This window comes from Streptomyces sp. NPDC016845 (assembly GCF_044332585.1).
Lineage (GTDB): Bacteria > Actinomycetota > Actinomycetes > Streptomycetales > Streptomycetaceae > Streptomyces.
The window spans coordinates 1,324,806-1,340,484 of the sequence record NZ_JBIRPI010000001.1; the positions used below are offsets into that span (position 1 = coordinate 1,324,806).

At 72.8% G+C, this 15,679-nt stretch carries 20 protein-coding genes; 4 read left to right on the top strand and 16 right to left on the bottom strand.

Annotated elements, in window-relative coordinates; translation table 11 throughout:
* Positions 1 to 46: 46 nt before the first annotated feature.
* Positions 47 to 1,039, bottom strand: coding sequence for a dihydroxyacetone kinase subunit DhaK (gene dhaK, locus ACH4RC_RS05605; protein ID WP_398195459.1), 993 nt, complete (start codon positions 1,037 to 1,039; stop codon positions 47 to 49).
* Between the two features lie 86 nt (positions 1,040 to 1,125).
* Positions 1,126 to 1,302 (bottom strand): hypothetical protein, encoded by a 177-nt coding sequence (locus ACH4RC_RS05610; RefSeq protein ID WP_398195461.1) that lies wholly within the window; start codon positions 1,300 to 1,302, stop codon positions 1,126 to 1,128.
* 125 nt (positions 1,303 to 1,427) lie between these two features.
* Between ACH4RC_RS05610 and ACH4RC_RS05615 the strand changes: the two genes are divergently transcribed.
* Together ACH4RC_RS05615 and ACH4RC_RS05620 are read left to right on the top strand one after the other, a co-directional pair.
* Positions 1,428 to 2,978 (top strand): hypothetical protein, encoded by a 1,551-nt coding sequence (locus tag ACH4RC_RS05615; protein WP_398195464.1) that lies wholly within the window; start codon positions 1,428 to 1,430, stop codon positions 2,976 to 2,978.
* Positions 2,979 to 3,006: 28 nt separating this feature from the next.
* Positions 3,007 to 3,747 carry a hypothetical protein gene (locus tag ACH4RC_RS05620; RefSeq protein ID WP_398195467.1) on the top strand — a complete coding sequence of 247 codons (741 nt, stop codon included), beginning with the start codon at positions 3,007 to 3,009 and terminating at the stop codon, positions 3,745 to 3,747.
* 41 nt (positions 3,748 to 3,788) lie between these two features.
* Here ACH4RC_RS05620 and ACH4RC_RS05625 read toward each other — a convergent pair whose 3' ends face one another.
* The 3 genes from ACH4RC_RS05625 to ACH4RC_RS05635 are packed head-to-tail and all read right to left on the bottom strand — an operon-like array spanning position 3,789 to position 6,210.
* Positions 3,789 to 4,133 (bottom strand): STAS domain-containing protein, encoded by a 345-nt coding sequence (locus ACH4RC_RS05625; protein ID WP_398195468.1) that lies wholly within the window; start codon positions 4,131 to 4,133, stop codon positions 3,789 to 3,791.
* Entirely contained in the window at positions 4,130 to 5,407 is a 1,278-nt protein-coding gene (locus ACH4RC_RS05630; RefSeq protein WP_398195744.1) for a PP2C family protein-serine/threonine phosphatase, read from the bottom strand. The genes ACH4RC_RS05625 and ACH4RC_RS05630 overlap by 4 nt, the downstream gene beginning before the upstream one ends.
* Positions 5,407 to 6,210, bottom strand: coding sequence for an alpha/beta fold hydrolase (locus tag ACH4RC_RS05635; RefSeq protein ID WP_398195471.1), 804 nt, complete (start codon positions 6,208 to 6,210; stop codon positions 5,407 to 5,409). Before ACH4RC_RS05635 ends, ACH4RC_RS05630 begins: the two co-directional genes overlap by 1 nt.
* Positions 6,211 to 6,396: 186 nt before the next feature.
* On the opposite strand from ACH4RC_RS05635, the gene ACH4RC_RS05640 reads away from it, so the two are divergent.
* A complete protein-coding gene (locus ACH4RC_RS05640) occupies positions 6,397 to 7,191 on the top strand; it encodes a SigB/SigF/SigG family RNA polymerase sigma factor (RefSeq protein WP_398195472.1) in 795 nt (264 codons plus the stop codon).
* A gap of 4 nt (positions 7,192 to 7,195) precedes the next feature.
* Here the strand turns inward: ACH4RC_RS05640 and ACH4RC_RS05645 are convergent, their stop codons facing one another.
* From ACH4RC_RS05645 to ACH4RC_RS05695, 11 genes are all read right to left on the bottom strand, one after another.
* A complete protein-coding gene (locus tag ACH4RC_RS05645; protein ID WP_398195475.1) occupies positions 7,196 to 7,684 on the bottom strand; it encodes an Asp23/Gls24 family envelope stress response protein in 489 nt (162 codons plus the stop codon).
* 163 nt (positions 7,685 to 7,847) lie between these two features.
* The gene (locus tag ACH4RC_RS05650; protein WP_398195477.1) at positions 7,848 to 8,129 is read right to left on the bottom strand and encodes a gas vesicle protein K; all 282 of its coding nucleotides are present in this window, start codon (positions 8,127 to 8,129) and stop codon (positions 7,848 to 7,850) included.
* Complete coding sequence (locus ACH4RC_RS05655; protein ID WP_398195480.1) at positions 8,126 to 8,353, bottom strand: gas vesicle protein; 228 nt, start codon at positions 8,351 to 8,353, stop codon at positions 8,126 to 8,128. Before ACH4RC_RS05655 ends, ACH4RC_RS05650 begins: the two co-directional genes overlap by 4 nt.
* 5 nt (positions 8,354 to 8,358) lie before the next feature.
* The gene (locus tag ACH4RC_RS05660) at positions 8,359 to 9,213 is read right to left on the bottom strand and encodes a GvpL/GvpF family gas vesicle protein (protein WP_398195482.1); all 855 of its coding nucleotides are present in this window, start codon (positions 9,211 to 9,213) and stop codon (positions 8,359 to 8,361) included.
* The gene (locus tag ACH4RC_RS05665) at positions 9,210 to 9,554 is read right to left on the bottom strand and encodes a gas vesicle protein (protein WP_398195484.1); all 345 of its coding nucleotides are present in this window, start codon (positions 9,552 to 9,554) and stop codon (positions 9,210 to 9,212) included. The genes ACH4RC_RS05660 and ACH4RC_RS05665 overlap by 4 nt, the downstream gene beginning before the upstream one ends.
* On the bottom strand, positions 9,551 to 10,702 hold the full coding sequence (locus ACH4RC_RS05670; RefSeq protein ID WP_398195486.1) for an SRPBCC family protein: 1,152 nt from the start codon (positions 10,700 to 10,702) through the stop codon (positions 9,551 to 9,553). The genes ACH4RC_RS05665 and ACH4RC_RS05670 overlap by 4 nt, the downstream gene beginning before the upstream one ends.
* Before the next feature lie 6 nt (positions 10,703 to 10,708).
* Positions 10,709 to 11,935: a histone protein gene (locus ACH4RC_RS05675; RefSeq protein ID WP_398195488.1), complete on the bottom strand. Its 1,227-nt coding sequence runs from the start codon at positions 11,933 to 11,935 to the stop codon at positions 10,709 to 10,711.
* 7 nt (positions 11,936 to 11,942) lie between these two features.
* The gene (locus ACH4RC_RS05680) at positions 11,943 to 12,203 is read right to left on the bottom strand and encodes a gas vesicle protein GvpG (protein WP_398195491.1); all 261 of its coding nucleotides are present in this window, start codon (positions 12,201 to 12,203) and stop codon (positions 11,943 to 11,945) included.
* 2 nt (positions 12,204 to 12,205) lie between these two features.
* Entirely contained in the window at positions 12,206 to 12,916 is a 711-nt protein-coding gene (locus tag ACH4RC_RS05685; protein WP_398195746.1) for a GvpL/GvpF family gas vesicle protein, read from the bottom strand.
* Between the two features lie 494 nt (positions 12,917 to 13,410).
* Complete coding sequence (gvpJ, locus tag ACH4RC_RS05690) at positions 13,411 to 13,941, bottom strand: gas vesicle protein GvpJ (RefSeq protein WP_398195492.1); 531 nt, start codon at positions 13,939 to 13,941, stop codon at positions 13,411 to 13,413.
* Positions 13,942 to 13,980: 39 nt separating this feature from the next.
* The gene (locus ACH4RC_RS05695) at positions 13,981 to 14,304 is read right to left on the bottom strand and encodes a gas vesicle protein (protein ID WP_398195494.1); all 324 of its coding nucleotides are present in this window, start codon (positions 14,302 to 14,304) and stop codon (positions 13,981 to 13,983) included.
* A 188-nt stretch (positions 14,305 to 14,492) separates the two neighbouring features.
* Between ACH4RC_RS05695 and ACH4RC_RS05700 the strand changes: the two genes are divergently transcribed.
* Positions 14,493 to 15,668: a PP2C family protein-serine/threonine phosphatase gene (locus tag ACH4RC_RS05700; protein ID WP_398195497.1), complete on the top strand. Its 1,176-nt coding sequence runs from the start codon at positions 14,493 to 14,495 to the stop codon at positions 15,666 to 15,668.
* The last annotated feature ends 11 nt before the right edge of the window (positions 15,669 to 15,679 follow it).

Below are 15,679 nucleotides of genomic sequence, written 5' to 3' on the forward strand. Positions count from 1 at the left end.
GGGTCTCCTTGCGTGAGAGGTACGAGGGTCGAGGAGGTGCGGGGTGTCACATGCCCCAGCGCAGGCCCGCCGTGCTGACCGGCGCGTCCCACAGGCGCAGCAGCTCCTCGTCCGCCTGGCAGAGCGTGACGGAGGCACCGGCCATGTCGAGGGACGTGACGTAGTTGCCGACGAGGGTGCGGGCGACGGGCACCCCGCGCTCGCCGAGCACCCGCTGCACCTCCGCGTTGAACCCGTACAGCTCGAGCAGCGGCGTCGCGCCCATGCCGTTGACCAGGGCGAGCACGGGGCTGGTCGGGTTCAGGTCCCGCAGGATCGCGTCGACGGCGAAGTCCGCGATCTCCCCGGACGTCATCATGGGGCGGCGCTCGCGGCCCGGTTCGCCGTGGATGCCGATGCCCAGCTCCAGTTCGCCGGGCGGCAGGTCGAAGGTGGGCGAGCCCTTCGCGGGCGTGGTGCACGCGCCGAGCGCCACGCCGAAGCTGCGCGAACTCTCGTTGACCTGCCGGGCCAGCGCCTCGACCCGCTCCAGAGGCTGCCCCTCCTCGGCGGCGGCGCCCGCGATCTTCTCGACGAACAGGGTCGCGCCGGTGCCGCGCCGTCCGGCGGTGTAGAGGCTGTCGACGACGGCGACGTCGTCGTTCACGAGCACCTTGGCGACCTGGATGCCCTCGTCCTCGGCGAGTTCGGCCGCCATGTCGAAGTTGAGCACGTCACCGGTGTAGTTCTTCACGATGAACAGGACGCCCGCGCCGCTGTCCACGGCCGCCGCGGCCCGCACCATCTGGTCCGGAACCGGCGACGTGAACACCTCGCCGGGACAGGCCGCGGAGAGCATCCCGGGGCCCACGAACCCGCCGTGCAGCGGCTCGTGCCCCGAGCCGCCGCCGGACACGAGGGCCACCTTCCCGGCGACCGGCGCGTCCCTGCGCACGATGACCCGGTTGTCGACGTCCACGGTCAGCTCCGGGTGGGCCGCCGCCATCCCGCGCAACGCGTCGGCGACGACGGACTCGGCCACATTGATCAACATTTTCACAGGTGCCTCCGGGTGACGTGAGCAAGGCGGTGCACGGCGCGGGGCGACCGCGTCGTGCTGGTCCGACGCCAGTATCGACCGTCTGTTCAATCGTGGGCCAGGTCCGCAGCCTCCACCGCGTCGCCGCGCGGCGTGGACGTGCCGTTGGCGTTGACGTGGTCGGCCTCCTCCGGGGCCACGCCGGCCTCGGCGAGGGCCGTGCGCAGAGCCCGTTCGGCGTGCCGGCCGGGAGCGCCCGGCGCGCGCGGTGCCTGGTCCGTCACCTGCAAGCAGTGGAACCGGCGCCGGGCCGCTCGGCAGGGCCGCTGCCGCTGCTCGGGTGAATCACCGGGCGTGTACGCGCGCGGGGGCCGTGCGGCGGCCCGGGTCCGTGCTCAGCATGGCCGGTGTGATGATCGGAGCGGAGTGTGCGAGGTGGCGGACGGCGGCGCGATGGCTGCTCGCCGGTCTCCTGCTCGCCGGGAGCTGCTGGTCCGCCGGGCCCGCCACCGCCGACGGCGCCGGGACGCGCGGGCTCGCCCTCACCGTCAGCGTGAACACCCGGCCCGGGGTGGGCGCCCTACGCCCCGGCATCCGCGTCGGCGACCCCGTCGTCAAGTCGTACCGCCTGGTCAACCGGGGCGGCGCCGACCTGCACGACGTACGCCTCTGGGACCCCGCGCTGCCGGGCGTCCCCATCCGCTGCCCCGGCGCCACGGGCCGGGTGCCGCTGCTCACCGGTCTGCGCTCGGCGCGCTGCACGGCCACCGGGACCGCGCGCCCCGGGAAGTGGACCGGCGACGTACGGGCGGCGGGCCAGGCCAACCTGCGCGCCCTCGTCCAGGCCAGTGCGCGGTCCGGCTACGCCGGGGTCGGCGCCGCCCTGGCCCTGACCGAGACGGCGCGCGTCACCGGGCCCCGGCGGGCCGAGGTCCGCTACACCGTCACCAACACCGGCAACCGCACCGTCCACGGCGTCCGGCTCACCGACCCCGTGCTCGCCCCCGACCGGATCGGCTGCCCCGGCGGGCCGCCCGTCGTCGCCCACCTCGCCCCTGGGGCGAAGGCGACCTGTGCCGCCGTGGTGCGGCGCGGGCCCGGCACGTACGAGAGCCGGGGCCGGGCCGACGGCAGCGACCGCGTCCGCACGCTCGGCCCGCGCGGCGGGCTGGTCCCGGCCCCGCTCCTCACGGCGCGCGGGGCGGCGCGCTTCACGCTCCGCGCCCCGGCGGCCCCTGCGAAACCCCGGCCCCCGAAGCCCGCGCCGCCGAAGCCCGCACCCGCGGCCCCCGTGGAGCCCGGGAAGGGCCCGCTCGTCGGGCCGCCCGCGGCCGCGGCGCCCGCGGGCGGGCTGGCCTCCCTGCCGCTCGCACCGGCGGTGCCACCGGGCGGCGAGGCGCCGGGTACGGCGGTACCGGGCATGGCGCAACCGGGCATGGCGCAACCGGGCATGGCGCAACCCGGCCGGACGGAACCGGGCGCGGCCGGGCGGATGTTCACGGCGCCGGGCCTCGCCCCCGGCGTGCCCGCGACGCCCCCGGGAACGGGGACGGTGCCCGGCGGGCTGCCGCCCGGGGCCGTCGCACCGAACGCGGCGGGACGGCCCCTCGGCGCGGTGCCACCGCCCGGCGACCGACCCGCGAAACCACCCGCCGCCGAGCCGCCCGTGAAACCGCCTGCCAAGCCCCCTGCCAAGCCCCCTGCCAAGCCCCCTGCCAAGCCCTCTGCCAAGCCGCCTGCCAAGCCGCCCGTGAAGCCGCCCGCGGAGCCGCCGTCGGCCGAGCGGCCGGACCAGGTCCCCAGGGACGTTCCGAGCGCGACGCCGTCGCAGCGCTCACTGCTCGGCCGCTTCATGCGCGAGGACCACACCCCCACCGACCTGGGCGTGCTCACCGCCCTCTTCCTCATCCTGCTGCCCGCAGCCATCGCGGCCGCCGTCTTCGGCTCCCGCAGACTCTGACCGCGCCCCCACGAACCGGGACCCACCGATGATCGAAACCCTCGCCATCGTCCTGGGCGTCGCCCTGCTCGCCGGGGTGGTCGTCCTGGTCAAACACCGCTTCCAGCCGATCGGTCCCGACGACGAACCCCGCGAGGACGTCGCCGAGTACATCTCGATGATGGTCGGCGTCCTGTACGCGCTCGTCCTCGGCCTCGCCCTGGTGTCGGTCTGGGACATGCACTCCAGCGCCGAGGACCACACGGCCACCGAGTCGAGCGCCGCGCACCAGATCCATCTGCTCGCCGCGGGCCTGCCCGCCGAGCAGGCCGGACGGATGCGCGGCGAGATCGAGACGTACATGCGGCACGTCACCGACACCGAGTGGCCGGCGATGGCCGAGAAGGCTCCGCTGGGCTCGGCCGGCTGGCGCATCCTGAACGAGGTGCGGGCGACCGGTCAGGTCCCGGCGGACGCCACCCCGGCCCAACAGGCCACGGGGCAGGAGACGTTGGCGCAGCTGAGCACCTTGAGCGAGGCGCGCCGCGGCCGGGAGTCCGACGCGGGGGACGAGCTGTCACCGGTGATCTGGCTCGGCCTGATCGTCGGCGGTGTCCTCACCATCGCGTTCATGTTCATGTTCGGTGTGAAGCGCAGCTTCAGCCATGTCGTGATGGTGATGGGCCTGTCCGCGCTCATCACCTTCACCGTGCTCCTCATCCACCAGCTGAACAGCCCGTTCGACGGGATGTTCGCGGTCGACCCGAGCCCGTTCTCCCCGTCCTCCTGAGTGACTCGTCCTCCTGAGTGACCTCGTATTCCTGAGCGACTTCAGGAGGCGGCGCGGGTCGCGCTCGCGCTGTCCGGGTGGAGCGCGAAGACCTGGTCGAGGCCGACGATGCGCAGGATGCGCAGCGTGTTGGCAGGGACGGCGGCAAGCGCGATGCCGGCGCCCGCGGCTTCGGCGTGGTTGCGCGCGGCGATCAGGGCGCTGATGCCGCTGGAGTCGCAGAACGGCATCCCGGCGAGGTCCAGGACGAGCAGCGCACCCGGTCGCAGGGCGACGGTGGGCAGGTAGGTGCGCAGCGTCGGGGAGCTGTCGTGGTCGAGGTCGCCGACGACCTCGACCACGGGCCCCGTGGCGCTCTGTCTCGTGGTGATCTTCAGCGGGCTCATGGCGTGCCCTTCGTGGTCGCGGTGGTGAGGGGCACGCCCAGGGCGAGCAGGGCGGTGTCGTCGTCGAGCCCTTCGCCGAGTCCGCTCAGCAGGCCGCTCAGCGCGGCGATGACGGACTCGGCGGGGCCCGCGTGCTCGGCGGTGAAGGCGCGCAGGGCGTCGTCGCCGAAGAGGGTCGAGCGGTCGGGGCCGGTCCGGGCCTCGAGCACACCATCGGTGTAGAGCAGCAGGGTGTCGCCCGGGGCGAGGGTCGTGGTGGCGACGGCGAACCGGGGGGAGGGCAGGGCGCCCACGAGGAGGCCGCCCGGGGTGGGCAGGTAGTCGGCGGTGCCGGAGCCGCGCAGGACGAGCGCCGGCGGATGGCCGCCCGAGGCCAGTCGGACCCTGACGTGACCGGGCTCCGGGCCGGGTTCGAGGAAACCGAGGATCGCGGTGCAGAACCGCGGGTCGACCCCCGAGTAGCGCTCGTACAGGACCTGGTTGAGCGTGGTCAGCGCGGCCACCGGGTCGGTGTCGTGCATCGTGGCCGCGCGCAGCGTGTACCGGGTCAGCGAGGTGACCGCGGCCGCCTCGGGACCCTTGCCGCACACGTCGCCGAGGAAGAACGCGAAGCGCTCCCCGTCCAGCGGGAAGACGTCGTAGAAGTCGCCGCCGAGCCGGTCGGGGGAGGCCGTGTGGTAGTACGCGGCCGCCTCCATCCCGGGGATCTCGGGCAGCGACGCGGGCAGCAGCGACTGCTGCAGGACGGCGAGGGCCTGCTGCAGTCGGGCCCGGTCGGCGCGGGCCTGACGCGTGGACTCCTCGGCGGCCTTGCGGGCGCGCAGCAGCTCCGTCTCGTAGGCGCGGCGGTCGGTGGCGTCGAAGACGGTGAGGCGGGTCAGCAGCGGTGTCCCGGTCGAGCCGTACTTGACCACCGCGGAGACCAGCACCGGCAGCCGGGAGCCGTCGGCCCGCCTGAGCTCCAGAGCCACCCCGCTGATCTCGCCCTGCATCTTCACCAGCGGCGCGAAGTGCGTCTCGTGGTACAACCGGCCGCCCACCGTCAGCAGGTCGGCGAAGCGCAGCCGCCCCACCACCGCCTCCCGGTCCAGGCCCAGCCAGGCGAGAAGGGTGTCGTTGAGCTTGACGACGGTGCCGTCCATCAGAGTGGAGAGATAGCCGCACGGCGCGTGGTCGTACAGGTCCTCCGGGCTGTCCTCCAGGAGCGCCGCGAAGCTGACCGCCGCGGCCGTCCCGCCGTCCGGTCCCTCGGCGCCGCCGCCGGTGCGGCACATCATCGCAGCCCCCCGAGGAACGAGGTCAGTGCCGCGTTGGTGGCCTCCGGCGCGGACAGGTGCGGGCAGTGCCCGGTCGCGTCGAGCGTGACGAGTACCGACCCGGGGATCGCCTCGTGCACGTAGGCGCCGACCTCGCGCGGGGCGATGGCGTCCTGGGCGCACTCCAGGATCAGTGTCGGCACCCGGACGTCCTTCAGGTCGTCGCGGGCGTCGGAGAGGAACGTGGTCCGCGCGAACACCCGCGCCATCTCCGGATCGGTGGCACAGAAGCTGTTGCGCAGCTCCTCGCCCAGCTCGGGACGGTCCGGGTTGGCCATGATGAGCGGGGCCATCGCCGCCGACCAGCCCAGGTAGTTCGCGTCCAGGGAGTCCAGGAGCTCCTCGATGTCGCCCTCGCTGAACCCGCCCCGGTACCCCTCGTCGTCGATGTAGCGCGGGGACGGGGCGACCATCACGAGCGCACCGATCCGCCCGGGGGCGCGCCGCGCGGCCAGCACACCGATCATCGAGCTGACCGAGTGGCCGACGAGGACCGCGTCGCGCAGGTCGAGCCGTTCGCACACCTCCACCACGTCCCGCGCGTACCCGTCGAGGGAGCCGTAGCGCTCCGCGGAGAACGCGGACAGGTCCGAGCGGCCCGCGCCGACGTAGTCGAAGAGGATCACGCGGTGGTCGCGCTCCAGAGCGGGCACGGTCAGCCGCCACATGTTCTGGTCGCACCCGAAGCCGTGCGCGAGGACCACTGCGGGCCCCTCCGGGTTACCGGTCACGGTGACATTGTTCCTGTGGAGGATGTCCATGCCGACCATGATCTCAGCCTTCCGAGAACGATGGCCATCGGCCTTGTTTGCGTCCCGGGGCCTCGGGCAAGTGGGCGTGAGTGCTTGGGACCACAGGCCTCTGTGAGGGGCGCTGTGCCCGGACGCCGGTCCCGCCGCCGCCCTCACGGTCACTTCAGCCGGAAGCAGGGACAGGAGGACATCCAGATGGCAGCCGTACGCCGCCCGCACGATGACGCGCCCGAGACCACCGAGGCTTTCCACCGGCTCGCCGCCGCTCCCGACGGACCCGAACGCGACCTCCTCCTCCAGGAGTTGGTGGAGGCGTGGCTGCCCATGGCGCACCGGCTCGCCATGAAGTTCCGCAACCGGGGCGAGAACACGGACGACCTCAAGCAGGTCGCCGCCATGGGCCTGGTCAAGGCCGTCGACCGCTACGAGCCGGGGCGCGGCGCCTTCGAGTCCTACGCGGTCCCCACCATCACCGGTGAACTGCGCCGCCACTTCCGCGACCACACCTGGGACGTCCGCGTCCCGCGCCGCGTCCAGGACCTGCGCAACAAGGTCCGCGTCGCCCGCCGCGAGGTCATGGACCGGCCGGGCCACGCCGGTGAGGCGGCCCTGGAGGAGATCGCCGCACAGGCGGGCCTCACCCCGGACGAGGCCCGCGACGGCATGGAGGCCCTGGAGAGCTACCGCTGCCTCTCCCTCGACGCCGAGGCCGCGGGGGCCGCGGGCGACGGCGAGGGGCTCAGCCTCGCCGACACCCTGGGGCACACGGAGAGCGGCTTCGACGTCATCACCGACCGCGAAGCCGCCAAGGAGGGCCTGCGGGCTCTGCCCGAGCGCGAGCGCACCATCCTCTACCTGCGCTACTTCGAGGACATGACCCAGGCGGGCATAGCCGAGAAGGTCGGCATCTCCCAGATGCACGTCTCCCGGCTCATCAACCGCTCTTGCGCCCAGGTCCGCGCCCACGCGGGCGGTCAGGCCGCCGCCTGACCCGTCAGCGCAGACGTGCACCGGCGCCGCTGCCGCCCCCACTGCCAGCGTCGTCGTCATCGTCGTCGTCGTCGTCCGGGACATGTACGTCGAAGACGTTGATGTCGATCTCGGTCACGTCGAGCCCCGTCATGGTCTCGACCGCCTCGACGGCACGGCTGCGGATGTCCTTCGCCAGTTCGTGGATGGGCACGCCGTACTCGACCTCGACGTCGACCGAGATCGACACCTTCTCCTCGTCCACCTCCGCCTTCACGGAGCGGCCGGGGGACGAGGAGGAGCCGGGCATGCGGTTGGAGACCGCCCCCAGCGCCTTGGACGCGCCCTTGCCGACGGAACGGACGCCGTCCGTCTCCCGGATCGCTATCCCGGCGATGGTGGCCACCACACTGTCGGCGATGGTCGTCGTACCGCGCGTGCCGCTGCTCTGACCGTTCTTCCGATGCGCGCCCGCTGTCGTCGCGCTGGGGGTTCCGGTTCCGATGTCGGACATGGCCGCCTCACAATGAGTCGCCGGCACGGACGGAGGAGCCCGCCCGTGAGGTCCCCTTCCTCACTGTGCGCCCGCGCGGCGCGGGCTGCCATTCGAGTGACGCTCAGTCGCGTGCTGCTCAGCCGTGTGCTGCTCAGTCGCGTACTGCTCAGCCGTGTGCTGCTCAGTCGCGGGGGAGGAGCGAGCCGAGCGGTCCCAGGTCCAGGTTGAGATCGTCCGGGCTCAGCCCGTGCTGCTCGCACAGTTCCCGCATGCGCTGGTCGAGCAGCATCAGCGTCGTACCGATCTCGTCGACCTTCGCGTCGCTGAGATCACCCTGCTCGACGCGGCGGATGGCCTGCCGCTCCATCAACTGCCGCAACAGCTCGACCACGGTGAGCACCAGCGCCACCAGATCCCGGCCCACCTTCTCCGAGTCGAGGTCGACCCGCGCGCCGTCCGTCACAGCGGGCCCCCGTCCGCCCACGGCGCGGGCACACGCTCGCTCACCGACGACAACAGCGCGTGCAGCGAGAGCCGTACGAGCGGCACGTCCGCGATGGCGATGACGAGATCCCCGCTGACCACCACCCCCGTCGCGAGCACCCGGTCGAGCAGGTCGACGAGCGGCACCCCGATGGGTCCGCTCAACGGCTCCGGGGTGTCCCAGGGCACTACGTCGCGTTCCACGCCGCTCACACCTCGCCGACGAAGGAGTACGGGACCCAGGGCCCCGACAGCTCGATCCGCGCTCCGGTCCGCTCGCGCAACGACCCGACCCGGGCCCGGAGTTCGTCCGCCCGGTCCTCCGCGACGAGATACGTGGCGTTGAGTACGTGTACGCGCCGCTCGCCCACCAGGGCGGCGCCGTGCGTACGCAGCCGGCGGGACGCCGCCGCGAGCGGACGCAGCTCGGCGTCGACCGACTCCGCGACCTCCAGCGCCTCCTCCCGGCCGCGCTCCCGACGCTCGTGCAGACCGCGCTTGCGGTGCAGATAGGCGAGACCGGCGCCCGGCGCCGGATGTCCGGAGGGTGTGGCCGTGGTGGCGGCCGGGGCCCGGCGTTCCGGTGACGGCGCGGGCCGGAACACCTTCACACCCCACTCCGTGTGGTGCGCGACGCGCTTCAACGCCTGGTGGAACCGTGCGCCCTCGTCGTCGAGGACGGCGCGGGCCCGTTCGTCGTCGTTGTACAGCGTGGCGAGCGGCAGCGGCACCGTCGCGCCGTGCGCGGCCACCGCGGACACCACCTCGTGATGGGACCGCGCGTACCGCTCGAGCTCCGCGCGGTCCGAAAGACGGACCTGCCACACGTCGTCGGTGAAGTCGGCGGCCGGCACCGACTGGACCACGGCAGCCAGCGCGCCGGACGACAGCAGCCGCACCGGTCCGCCGCCGGGCATGCCCGCGAGGGCGGAGTGGTCGGCCGTGCTGACGGCTCTGGTGGGGCGACACACGGCGAACACGTAGGTGGCGGAGGCAGGTGCGGCGGGGGCGGGTGCGGGGGCGGGTGCGGCGGGGGCGGGTGCGGCGGGGGCGGGGTGTGTCATGTCTGGCCTTGCTCCTCTTCTTCCCTTTCTTCCCTGTCCTCCAGCGCGTCCAGCCGCGCGCGCAGCTCACGGTTCTCGTCGCGCAGCGCGTCGCGGGCCGCGTGTGAGCTGAGCGCCGGGTCCGTCTCCCACCAGTCGATGCCCGCCTTCTTCGCGGTGTCGACGGAGGCGACGAAGAGGCGGAGCCGGATGGTGAGCAGCTCGATGTCGAGGAGGTCGATCTTGATGTCCCCGGCGATGACGATTCCCTTGTCGAGTACGCGCTCCAGGATGTCGGCGAGGTTGGTGCTCGGGGGGCCGGGCACCGGGGACATCTCGTGCCGGTGATCGAGGTCGGTCACCTGGACGCTCCTGCCCGGCGCTTACGGCTCGGGCGTCTGGGCGGGTCCTCCCAGTCGTCCTCGTTCTCGTCCTCGTTCTCGTCGGCCTCTTGGTCGTCGTTCTCGTCCTCGTCCTCGCCGTTGTAGGCGTCCGCGTCCTCGTCGTCCTCGTCGTCCTCGTCGTCCTCGTCGGCCTGGTCGTCTTCCTCGTCCTCTTCGGGCTCGTCCTCGCCGGTTCCGTCCTCGTAGCCCTCGTCGTCGTCCTGGTTCTCGTCGTTCTCCTGATCCTCCTGCTGTGCCTGCTCCTCCTGCTCCTCCTGTTCGACGGCGTCCTCGTGGGAGAGGACTACCTCGCCGTCCCGGATCTCGCCGCGCCAGCCCTCCGGCTCCTCCTCGGTGAGCGTGACGTAGCGCTGGAAGTGCTTGAAGTCCAGGCGCATGCGGCGGCCCTGGGCGCGCCACAGGTTGCCCGTCTTCTCGAAGAATCCGGACGGGTAGTACTCGACGACCAGGACGATCCGTGTCAGCGTCGGTGCGAGTTCATGGAAGCTGACCGCGCCGCGCGTGCTGCCCTTCGCGCCCTCGGAGGTCCAGACGATCCGGTCGTCCGGGATCTGCTCCTGCACCGTGGCCTTGAAGCTCCGTGAGGAAGGGCCGATCTTGACCTTCCAGTCACTCTCCGTCTCGTCGCTCTTCGAGACGTCTCGCACTCCCTTGGTGAAGCCGCTGAACTGGTCGTACTCCGACCAGGCGTTGTAGGCGGTACGCAGCGGCACGCCCACGTCGAGGACCTCGATGATGTTCATGACCTTGTTGTCGCCGGACTTGCGGCCGCCACCGCCACCGCCACCGCCGCCGCCACCGCCGCCCCCGCCTCCGAAGGCCTGCTTCGCCTTGTCCACCACCGCGTCCTTGGCGCCCTTGGCCTTGTCGGAGACGAACGCCTTGACCGGCGACTCGCCCTGGAGCACGCGGGAGCCGATGGAGGCCAGTGAACCCGGGTTGTCGGCCGCGTCGCTCAACTTGTCGGTCAGGCCGGTGAGTTTGTCGCCCGCCTTCTCGGCCAGATTCTGGACCTGGGCACCAGCGAATTTCGTCAGCTCGTCCTTGAGCCGGCCGAGCCCCGACTCCTCGGACGTGCCGGACTCGTCCCTGTCGTTCTGTGCCATGACGGGTTACCTCCGCCGATCGGCGCGCTTGGAGGGTGCGCGCTTGGCTGACGCCGACTTCTTAGCGGCGGATTTCTTGGTGGTCAACTTCTTCGCCGGGGACGTCTTCTTCGCGGCGGTCTTCTTGGCGGGCGGCGACTTCTTGGCCGGCGCGGACTTCTTCGCGGGGCTGGTCTTCTTCGCCGCGGACTTTTCGGGCGACGACTTCTTGGCCGGGGCCGACTTCTTCGCCGGAGCGGATTTCTTGGCGGGGGCCGACTTCTTTGCCGTCCCCGTCTTCTTCTCGGCGGTCTTCTTTGCCGGGGCGGATTTTTTGGCCGGTGATGACGTCTTAGGTGGCGGCGCTTTTTTGGCTGGTGGTGACTTCTTGGCTGGCGGCGCTTTCTTGGCCGGTGGTGACTTCTTCGCGGGGGCCGACTTCTTCGCCGACCCGGTCTTCTTCGCCGGGGCGGCCTTCTTCGCCGACTTCTCGGCTCGGGCGGGCCTCTTGGCGGGGGACTTCCTGGGCGCGGCGGGCGTCCGCTTCGAGGGGGCGTGGCGGTGGGGCGTTCCGCCGCGCTCGGACGGCGCGGCGGGGGCCCTCCTGCGGTGGGGGCCGCGCGGGGCGGGGGCGTCCTCCTCGGGCTCGTCCTCGTCCTCCTCCGCGTCCTGGTCATCCTCGTCCTCGTCGTCCTCCCCTCGGGGCTCGTCCTCGTCCTCGTACGCGTCCTCGCCGTCCTCTTCGCCGTCCTGGTCCTCGTCCTCGGCCAGGTCGTCGTAATCGTCCTCGTCCTCGTCCTCGTCGTCGTCCTCGCCGGAGGCGGCTCGCTGCCCGTACCCCCCGTCCTCGTCCTCGTCGTCGTAGTCGTCCGAGTCCTCGCCGTCTTCGCTGTCCTCGTCGTACTCGTCGTACGCGTCCTCGTCGTCCTCGGAGTCCTGCGACCCGGTGAGCCGCGCCGTCCGGTCGCCGATCGCGTCCGCGAGGGAGTTCATGCCGCGGTTGGCGGCGGCGGTGAGGGCCTGGCGGCCCGCGCCGAGGACCTCGCCCCTGAGCTGGTTCTGGAGCTCCGCGAACTGGGGCGTCTCGCTGAGTTTGCGCATGCCCTGGGTGGCCAGTTGGCGGGGGTCGAGGGCGAACCGGCGGCCCGCCAGATAGGTCGCGACGGTCAGAGCCAGCCGGCCCTTCTTGGTCCGGCCCAGTACGTACCCGCCCACCACGGCGGTCGCGAGCGCCACTTTGCTCTGGTCGTCCATGCGTGTGTCACCTTCTGTGTGTCGGCGTCGGGCGGGTCCGGGTCTGCGCGGCGTACAGCCGGTCGAGCAGCCGCTCCTCGCGCTTCTCGAACTCCGGGAGGGAGATGAACCCTTCGTCCAGCTCCTGGTTGAGCTGGGCGAGCTGCGCGCGGATCACCCCGGGGTCGTACAGCTCGCGCTCGGCGGCGTCCCTGAGCCGTTCGGCGACCCAGACGACGCCGCGCGCCGGGGCGAGGGGGAGGAGCAGCACTCCGGAGATCAGCCCCATCGTCAGGCCCCGGTGCCGACGAAGCTGTAGCAGGGGAGCGGTCCGGCGAGGCGGAGCTCGACGTGCTCGCGGTGCGCGGCGGCGAACCGTTCGGCGGCGGCGCGGAACCGCTCGGTGTCCGAACGGGCCACGAGGAACGACACGTTGAGCGCGCACCCCGGTACGTCGGGCCCCGTGGTCACCGCGCGGGCCATCGAGGCGAGGCCGTGCAGCGCCTGCCGTCCGGCGTCGGCCGCGCGGCGGGCCAGGGCGGCGGCGACGGCTTCGCCCAGGCGCACGTTGGCCTCGTAGCCGGGGCGTCGGCGTGCCGCGTCGCGCAGCCGTCGTACGGTCGGCTCACCGGCGACGAGCGCGGCGAGGGCGTCGTCGGCGGGCAGAGCCTTGACGTTGATCTCCACGTGCCCGGCGAGGCGTTCGAGGGTGGCCAGGTGTTCGGCCTCGGCGGCGCCTAGCTGGGCGCGCAGGGCGTCCTCGTCCGGTGCCACGGCGCCGAAGCGCATCGGGAGGACGGGTCCGGCCTCGGCGAGCGCCGTCAGCAGGTTCTGGTGGGCCATCAGGTCGCGGCGCCGGGCGCGCAGACGTGCGGGTGCGGCGCTGACGACCGCGGCGAGTGCGCCCGCGCGCAGGGTGCGTGGTGCGGCGGGCGGCTCGCCCACGCCGGTGGCGTCGGCGGGCAGCGGAGTCCCGGCGGGAACGACCGCGTAGACGTACAGGGCCCTACCCGCCTCATCCGTCCCGGCTTGTCCGGCCGCCCCGGCTTGTCCGGCCGCCCCGGCTTGTCCAATCGTCCCGGCTTGCCCAATCGCCCCGGCTTGTCCGGTCGTCCCGGCCCGCCCGGCCCGCCCGGCCCGCCCGGCCCGCCCGGTGCTCCCGGCTCGTCCGGCCGCGTCGGCTCGTCCGTGTGCGCCACCCTGTCCCGTCGTCCTGACCCGTCGGGTCTTCCCGGCCTGTCCGGGTGTGCCGGTTGGCTCGGTGGTCCCGACTCGTCCGGTGGTTCCGGCCTGTCCGGGTGTGCCAGCTCGCTCGGCGGTCCCGGTTCGTCCGGTGGTCCCGGCCTGTCCGGGTGTGCCAGCTCGCTCGGCGGTCCCGGTTCGTCCGGTGGTCCCGGCCCGTCCGGGCGTGCCAGCTCGCCCGGTTGTCCCGGCCCGTCCGCTGGTCCCGGCCCGTCCGGGTGTGCCGGCCCGTCCGCTAATCTCGCTCGGTTTCGTCATGCTTCCGCCCTGCGCCGTCGAGCCGTACCGCTGCCACTGCCGGACCTGCTGCCGCTGCGGGCGGGGGCCCGGCGCTTCCTCGGGCGCTCCTCCCGCTCGCCGCCCGAGTCGTGCATGTCGTCCGAGCCGTCCGCGTCGTCCCTGTCATCGGACTCGTCGTCGTGGTGGCCGCTGCCGCCGCCGACCACCTTGCGGACGGTGTCGCCGACGGACTCGGCGGCGTTGCGCACCTTGCGCTTACCGATCTTCTTCGCGGCGCCGCCGCCGATGAGTTCGGGGACGGTGGTGGAGCCTGAGTCACGTTCGAGGTCGAGGCGGTTGCACGCCTCCGCGAAGCGGAGATACGTGTCCACACTCGCCACGACTATGCGGGCGTCGATCTTGAGGATCTCGATACCGACCAGGGAGACCCGCACGAAGACGTCGATCACCATGCCCCGGTCGAGGATGAGTTCCAGGACGTCGTAGAGCGTGCCGGCGCGAGGCGGGCAGGGGGCGATCTCGTCGGCATAGGTCGTGCTCGTCATCGGGGTCCTTCCATGGACGGGGTGGCGTGCGGAGGTGTGTCACTCGTCGGCGGCGCCCCGCCGGTACCGCCTCACCCGGCGGTACTCCTGGAGTTCGCCGTCCGCGTCGAGCAGCACCTCGTAGGAGGCGAGCAGGCTCGTCGTGTCCGGGATGCGGGCCACTTCGAGGACGTCCACGACCACGTACCAGCCGCCGTCGTCGGAGCGCTGCACGGCCGAGACGCCCTCGGTGCGGTGGCCGATCAGTTCCTGGAGGGTCCGGCAGGCCGTGCGGGCGGCGTGGGCCGGCCCCTTCGCGGGCGCGGATCTTTTCCGGGTCGCCGTCGGTGAGGCCGCGGCCCGTGCTGAACGTTGCTCTGCCATGACCTCCAGTGTTGTCACGGTGACGCGCGCCGCATCTCGGGAGAGCCACACGGAGACACGTGCACGGACGTGTGCGCGTACGGCCATCCGGGTCACACGTGTGTGCACGCAGGCGGCCGTGGCCCGAGGGTGTGAGACTGCGAGGGGCGGCCACGCCCGCGGGACGGTGCGGCGGAGAGGAGCGGGGCGTGATCCCTGAGTCGGCGGACGGCGCCCTCGGCGAGTTCCTCGCCGACCCCGCCAACCTGCCGCTGGACCTGGCGACTTCCGTGGCCGGCAGCGCCAACGCGCTGGGGCTCGCCAACGCGGTGGTCTACCTTGCCGACCTCCAGCAGCGACAGCTCACCCCGCTCAACGCCACGGTGCCCGCCCTGCCGATCGACGGCTCGCTCGCGGGCTGGAGCTACCGCACGCAGTCCCTGCGCGTGGACGAGCACCACCACGGCGGCATGGTGGCCTGGCTGCCGCTGGTGGACGGGGCGGAGCGGCTCGGCGTCCTCGAGGTGACCGCGCCCGCGCTCGATCCGCAGGCGCTGCGGCGCGGCCGGACGCTCGCGGCGCTGTGCGCCCTGATGATCGCGTCGAAGCGGGCCTACGAGGACTCCTTCGTCCGCACCGCGCGCACCGACACCATGACGCTGCCCGCGGAGATGCTGCGCGCCTACCTGCCGCCGCGCACGATCGGCTGCACCCGCGCCCTGTCCACCGCGGTCGTGGAGCCGGCCTACGAACTGGGCGGTGACGCCTTCGAGCACGACCTGACCGACACCGCGCTGCACGCCGGGGTCCTCGACGCGGTCGGGCACGATCTGGCGTCGGGGCTCGTCGCCGTACTCGCGCTGGCCGCCGCCCGCAACGCCCGGCGCGTCGGGGCCGATCTGCACGACCTCGTCGGCTCGGTCGACGCGGCCCTGTCCCGGTGGCTGCCCGACAAGTTCTGCACCGCGATCTTCGCCCGGCTCGACCTCACCACCGGACGGCTGAGCTGGATCAACTGCGGGCATCCGCCGCCGCTGCTCATCCGCGACCGGCGCCTCGTCGCGCACGCCCTCGACCGCGACCCGGAACCGCCGATGGGGCTGCCCGCGGTCCTCGCGTCCGTACCGCGTCATGTGCACGAGACCACGCTCGAACCGGGCGACCGGGTGCTGATGTACACCGATGGGGTGACCGAGGCGCGTACCGGGGACGGCAGCCGGTTCGGGCTCGACCAGTTCGCCGACTACGTCATTCGGGCCACCGCCTCGGGCGAGCCGCCCGGGGAGACGCTGCGCCGCCTCATCCACTCGCTCCTGGCGGCGCAGGAGCGGCTGCGGGACGACGCGACGATCGTCATGTTCGAGTGGTGCCCGCAGCCGGACTGAGCCGATCCGGT

Bases quoted from the DNA above. Each gene is read 5' to 3' on its own strand.
- gvpJ (WP_398195492.1), bottom strand. From the start codon at position 13,941: ATGACGAGCACGACCTATGCCGACGAGATCGCCCCCTGCCCGCCTCGC.
- ACH4RC_RS05635 (WP_398195471.1), bottom strand. From the start codon at position 6,210: ATGGACATCCTCCACAGGAACAATGTCACCGTGACCGGTAACCCGGAG.
- ACH4RC_RS05670 (WP_398195486.1), bottom strand. From the start codon at position 10,702: ATGGCACAGAACGACAGGGACGAGTCCGGCACGTCCGAGGAGTCGGGG.
- ACH4RC_RS05625 (WP_398195468.1), bottom strand. From the start codon at position 4,133: ATGAGCCCGCTGAAGATCACCACGAGACAGAGCGCCACGGGGCCCGTG.
- ACH4RC_RS05660 (WP_398195482.1), bottom strand. From the start codon at position 9,213: ATGACACACCCCGCCCCCGCCGCACCCGCCCCCGCCGCACCCGCCCCC.
- ACH4RC_RS05695 (WP_398195494.1), bottom strand. From the start codon at position 14,304: ATGGCAGAGCAACGTTCAGCACGGGCCGCGGCCTCACCGACGGCGACC.
- ACH4RC_RS05620 (WP_398195467.1), top strand. From the start codon at position 3,007: ATGATCGAAACCCTCGCCATCGTCCTGGGCGTCGCCCTGCTCGCCGGG.
- ACH4RC_RS05640 (WP_398195472.1), top strand. From the start codon at position 6,397: ATGGCAGCCGTACGCCGCCCGCACGATGACGCGCCCGAGACCACCGAG.
- ACH4RC_RS05675 (WP_398195488.1), bottom strand. From the start codon at position 11,935: ATGGACGACCAGAGCAAAGTGGCGCTCGCGACCGCCGTGGTGGGCGGG.
- ACH4RC_RS05645 (WP_398195475.1), bottom strand. From the start codon at position 7,684: ATGTCCGACATCGGAACCGGAACCCCCAGCGCGACGACAGCGGGCGCG.
- ACH4RC_RS05630 (WP_398195744.1), bottom strand. From the start codon at position 5,407: ATGTGCCGCACCGGCGGCGGCGCCGAGGGACCGGACGGCGGGACGGCC.
- ACH4RC_RS05680 (WP_398195491.1), bottom strand. From the start codon at position 12,203: ATGGGGCTGATCTCCGGAGTGCTGCTCCTCCCCCTCGCCCCGGCGCGC.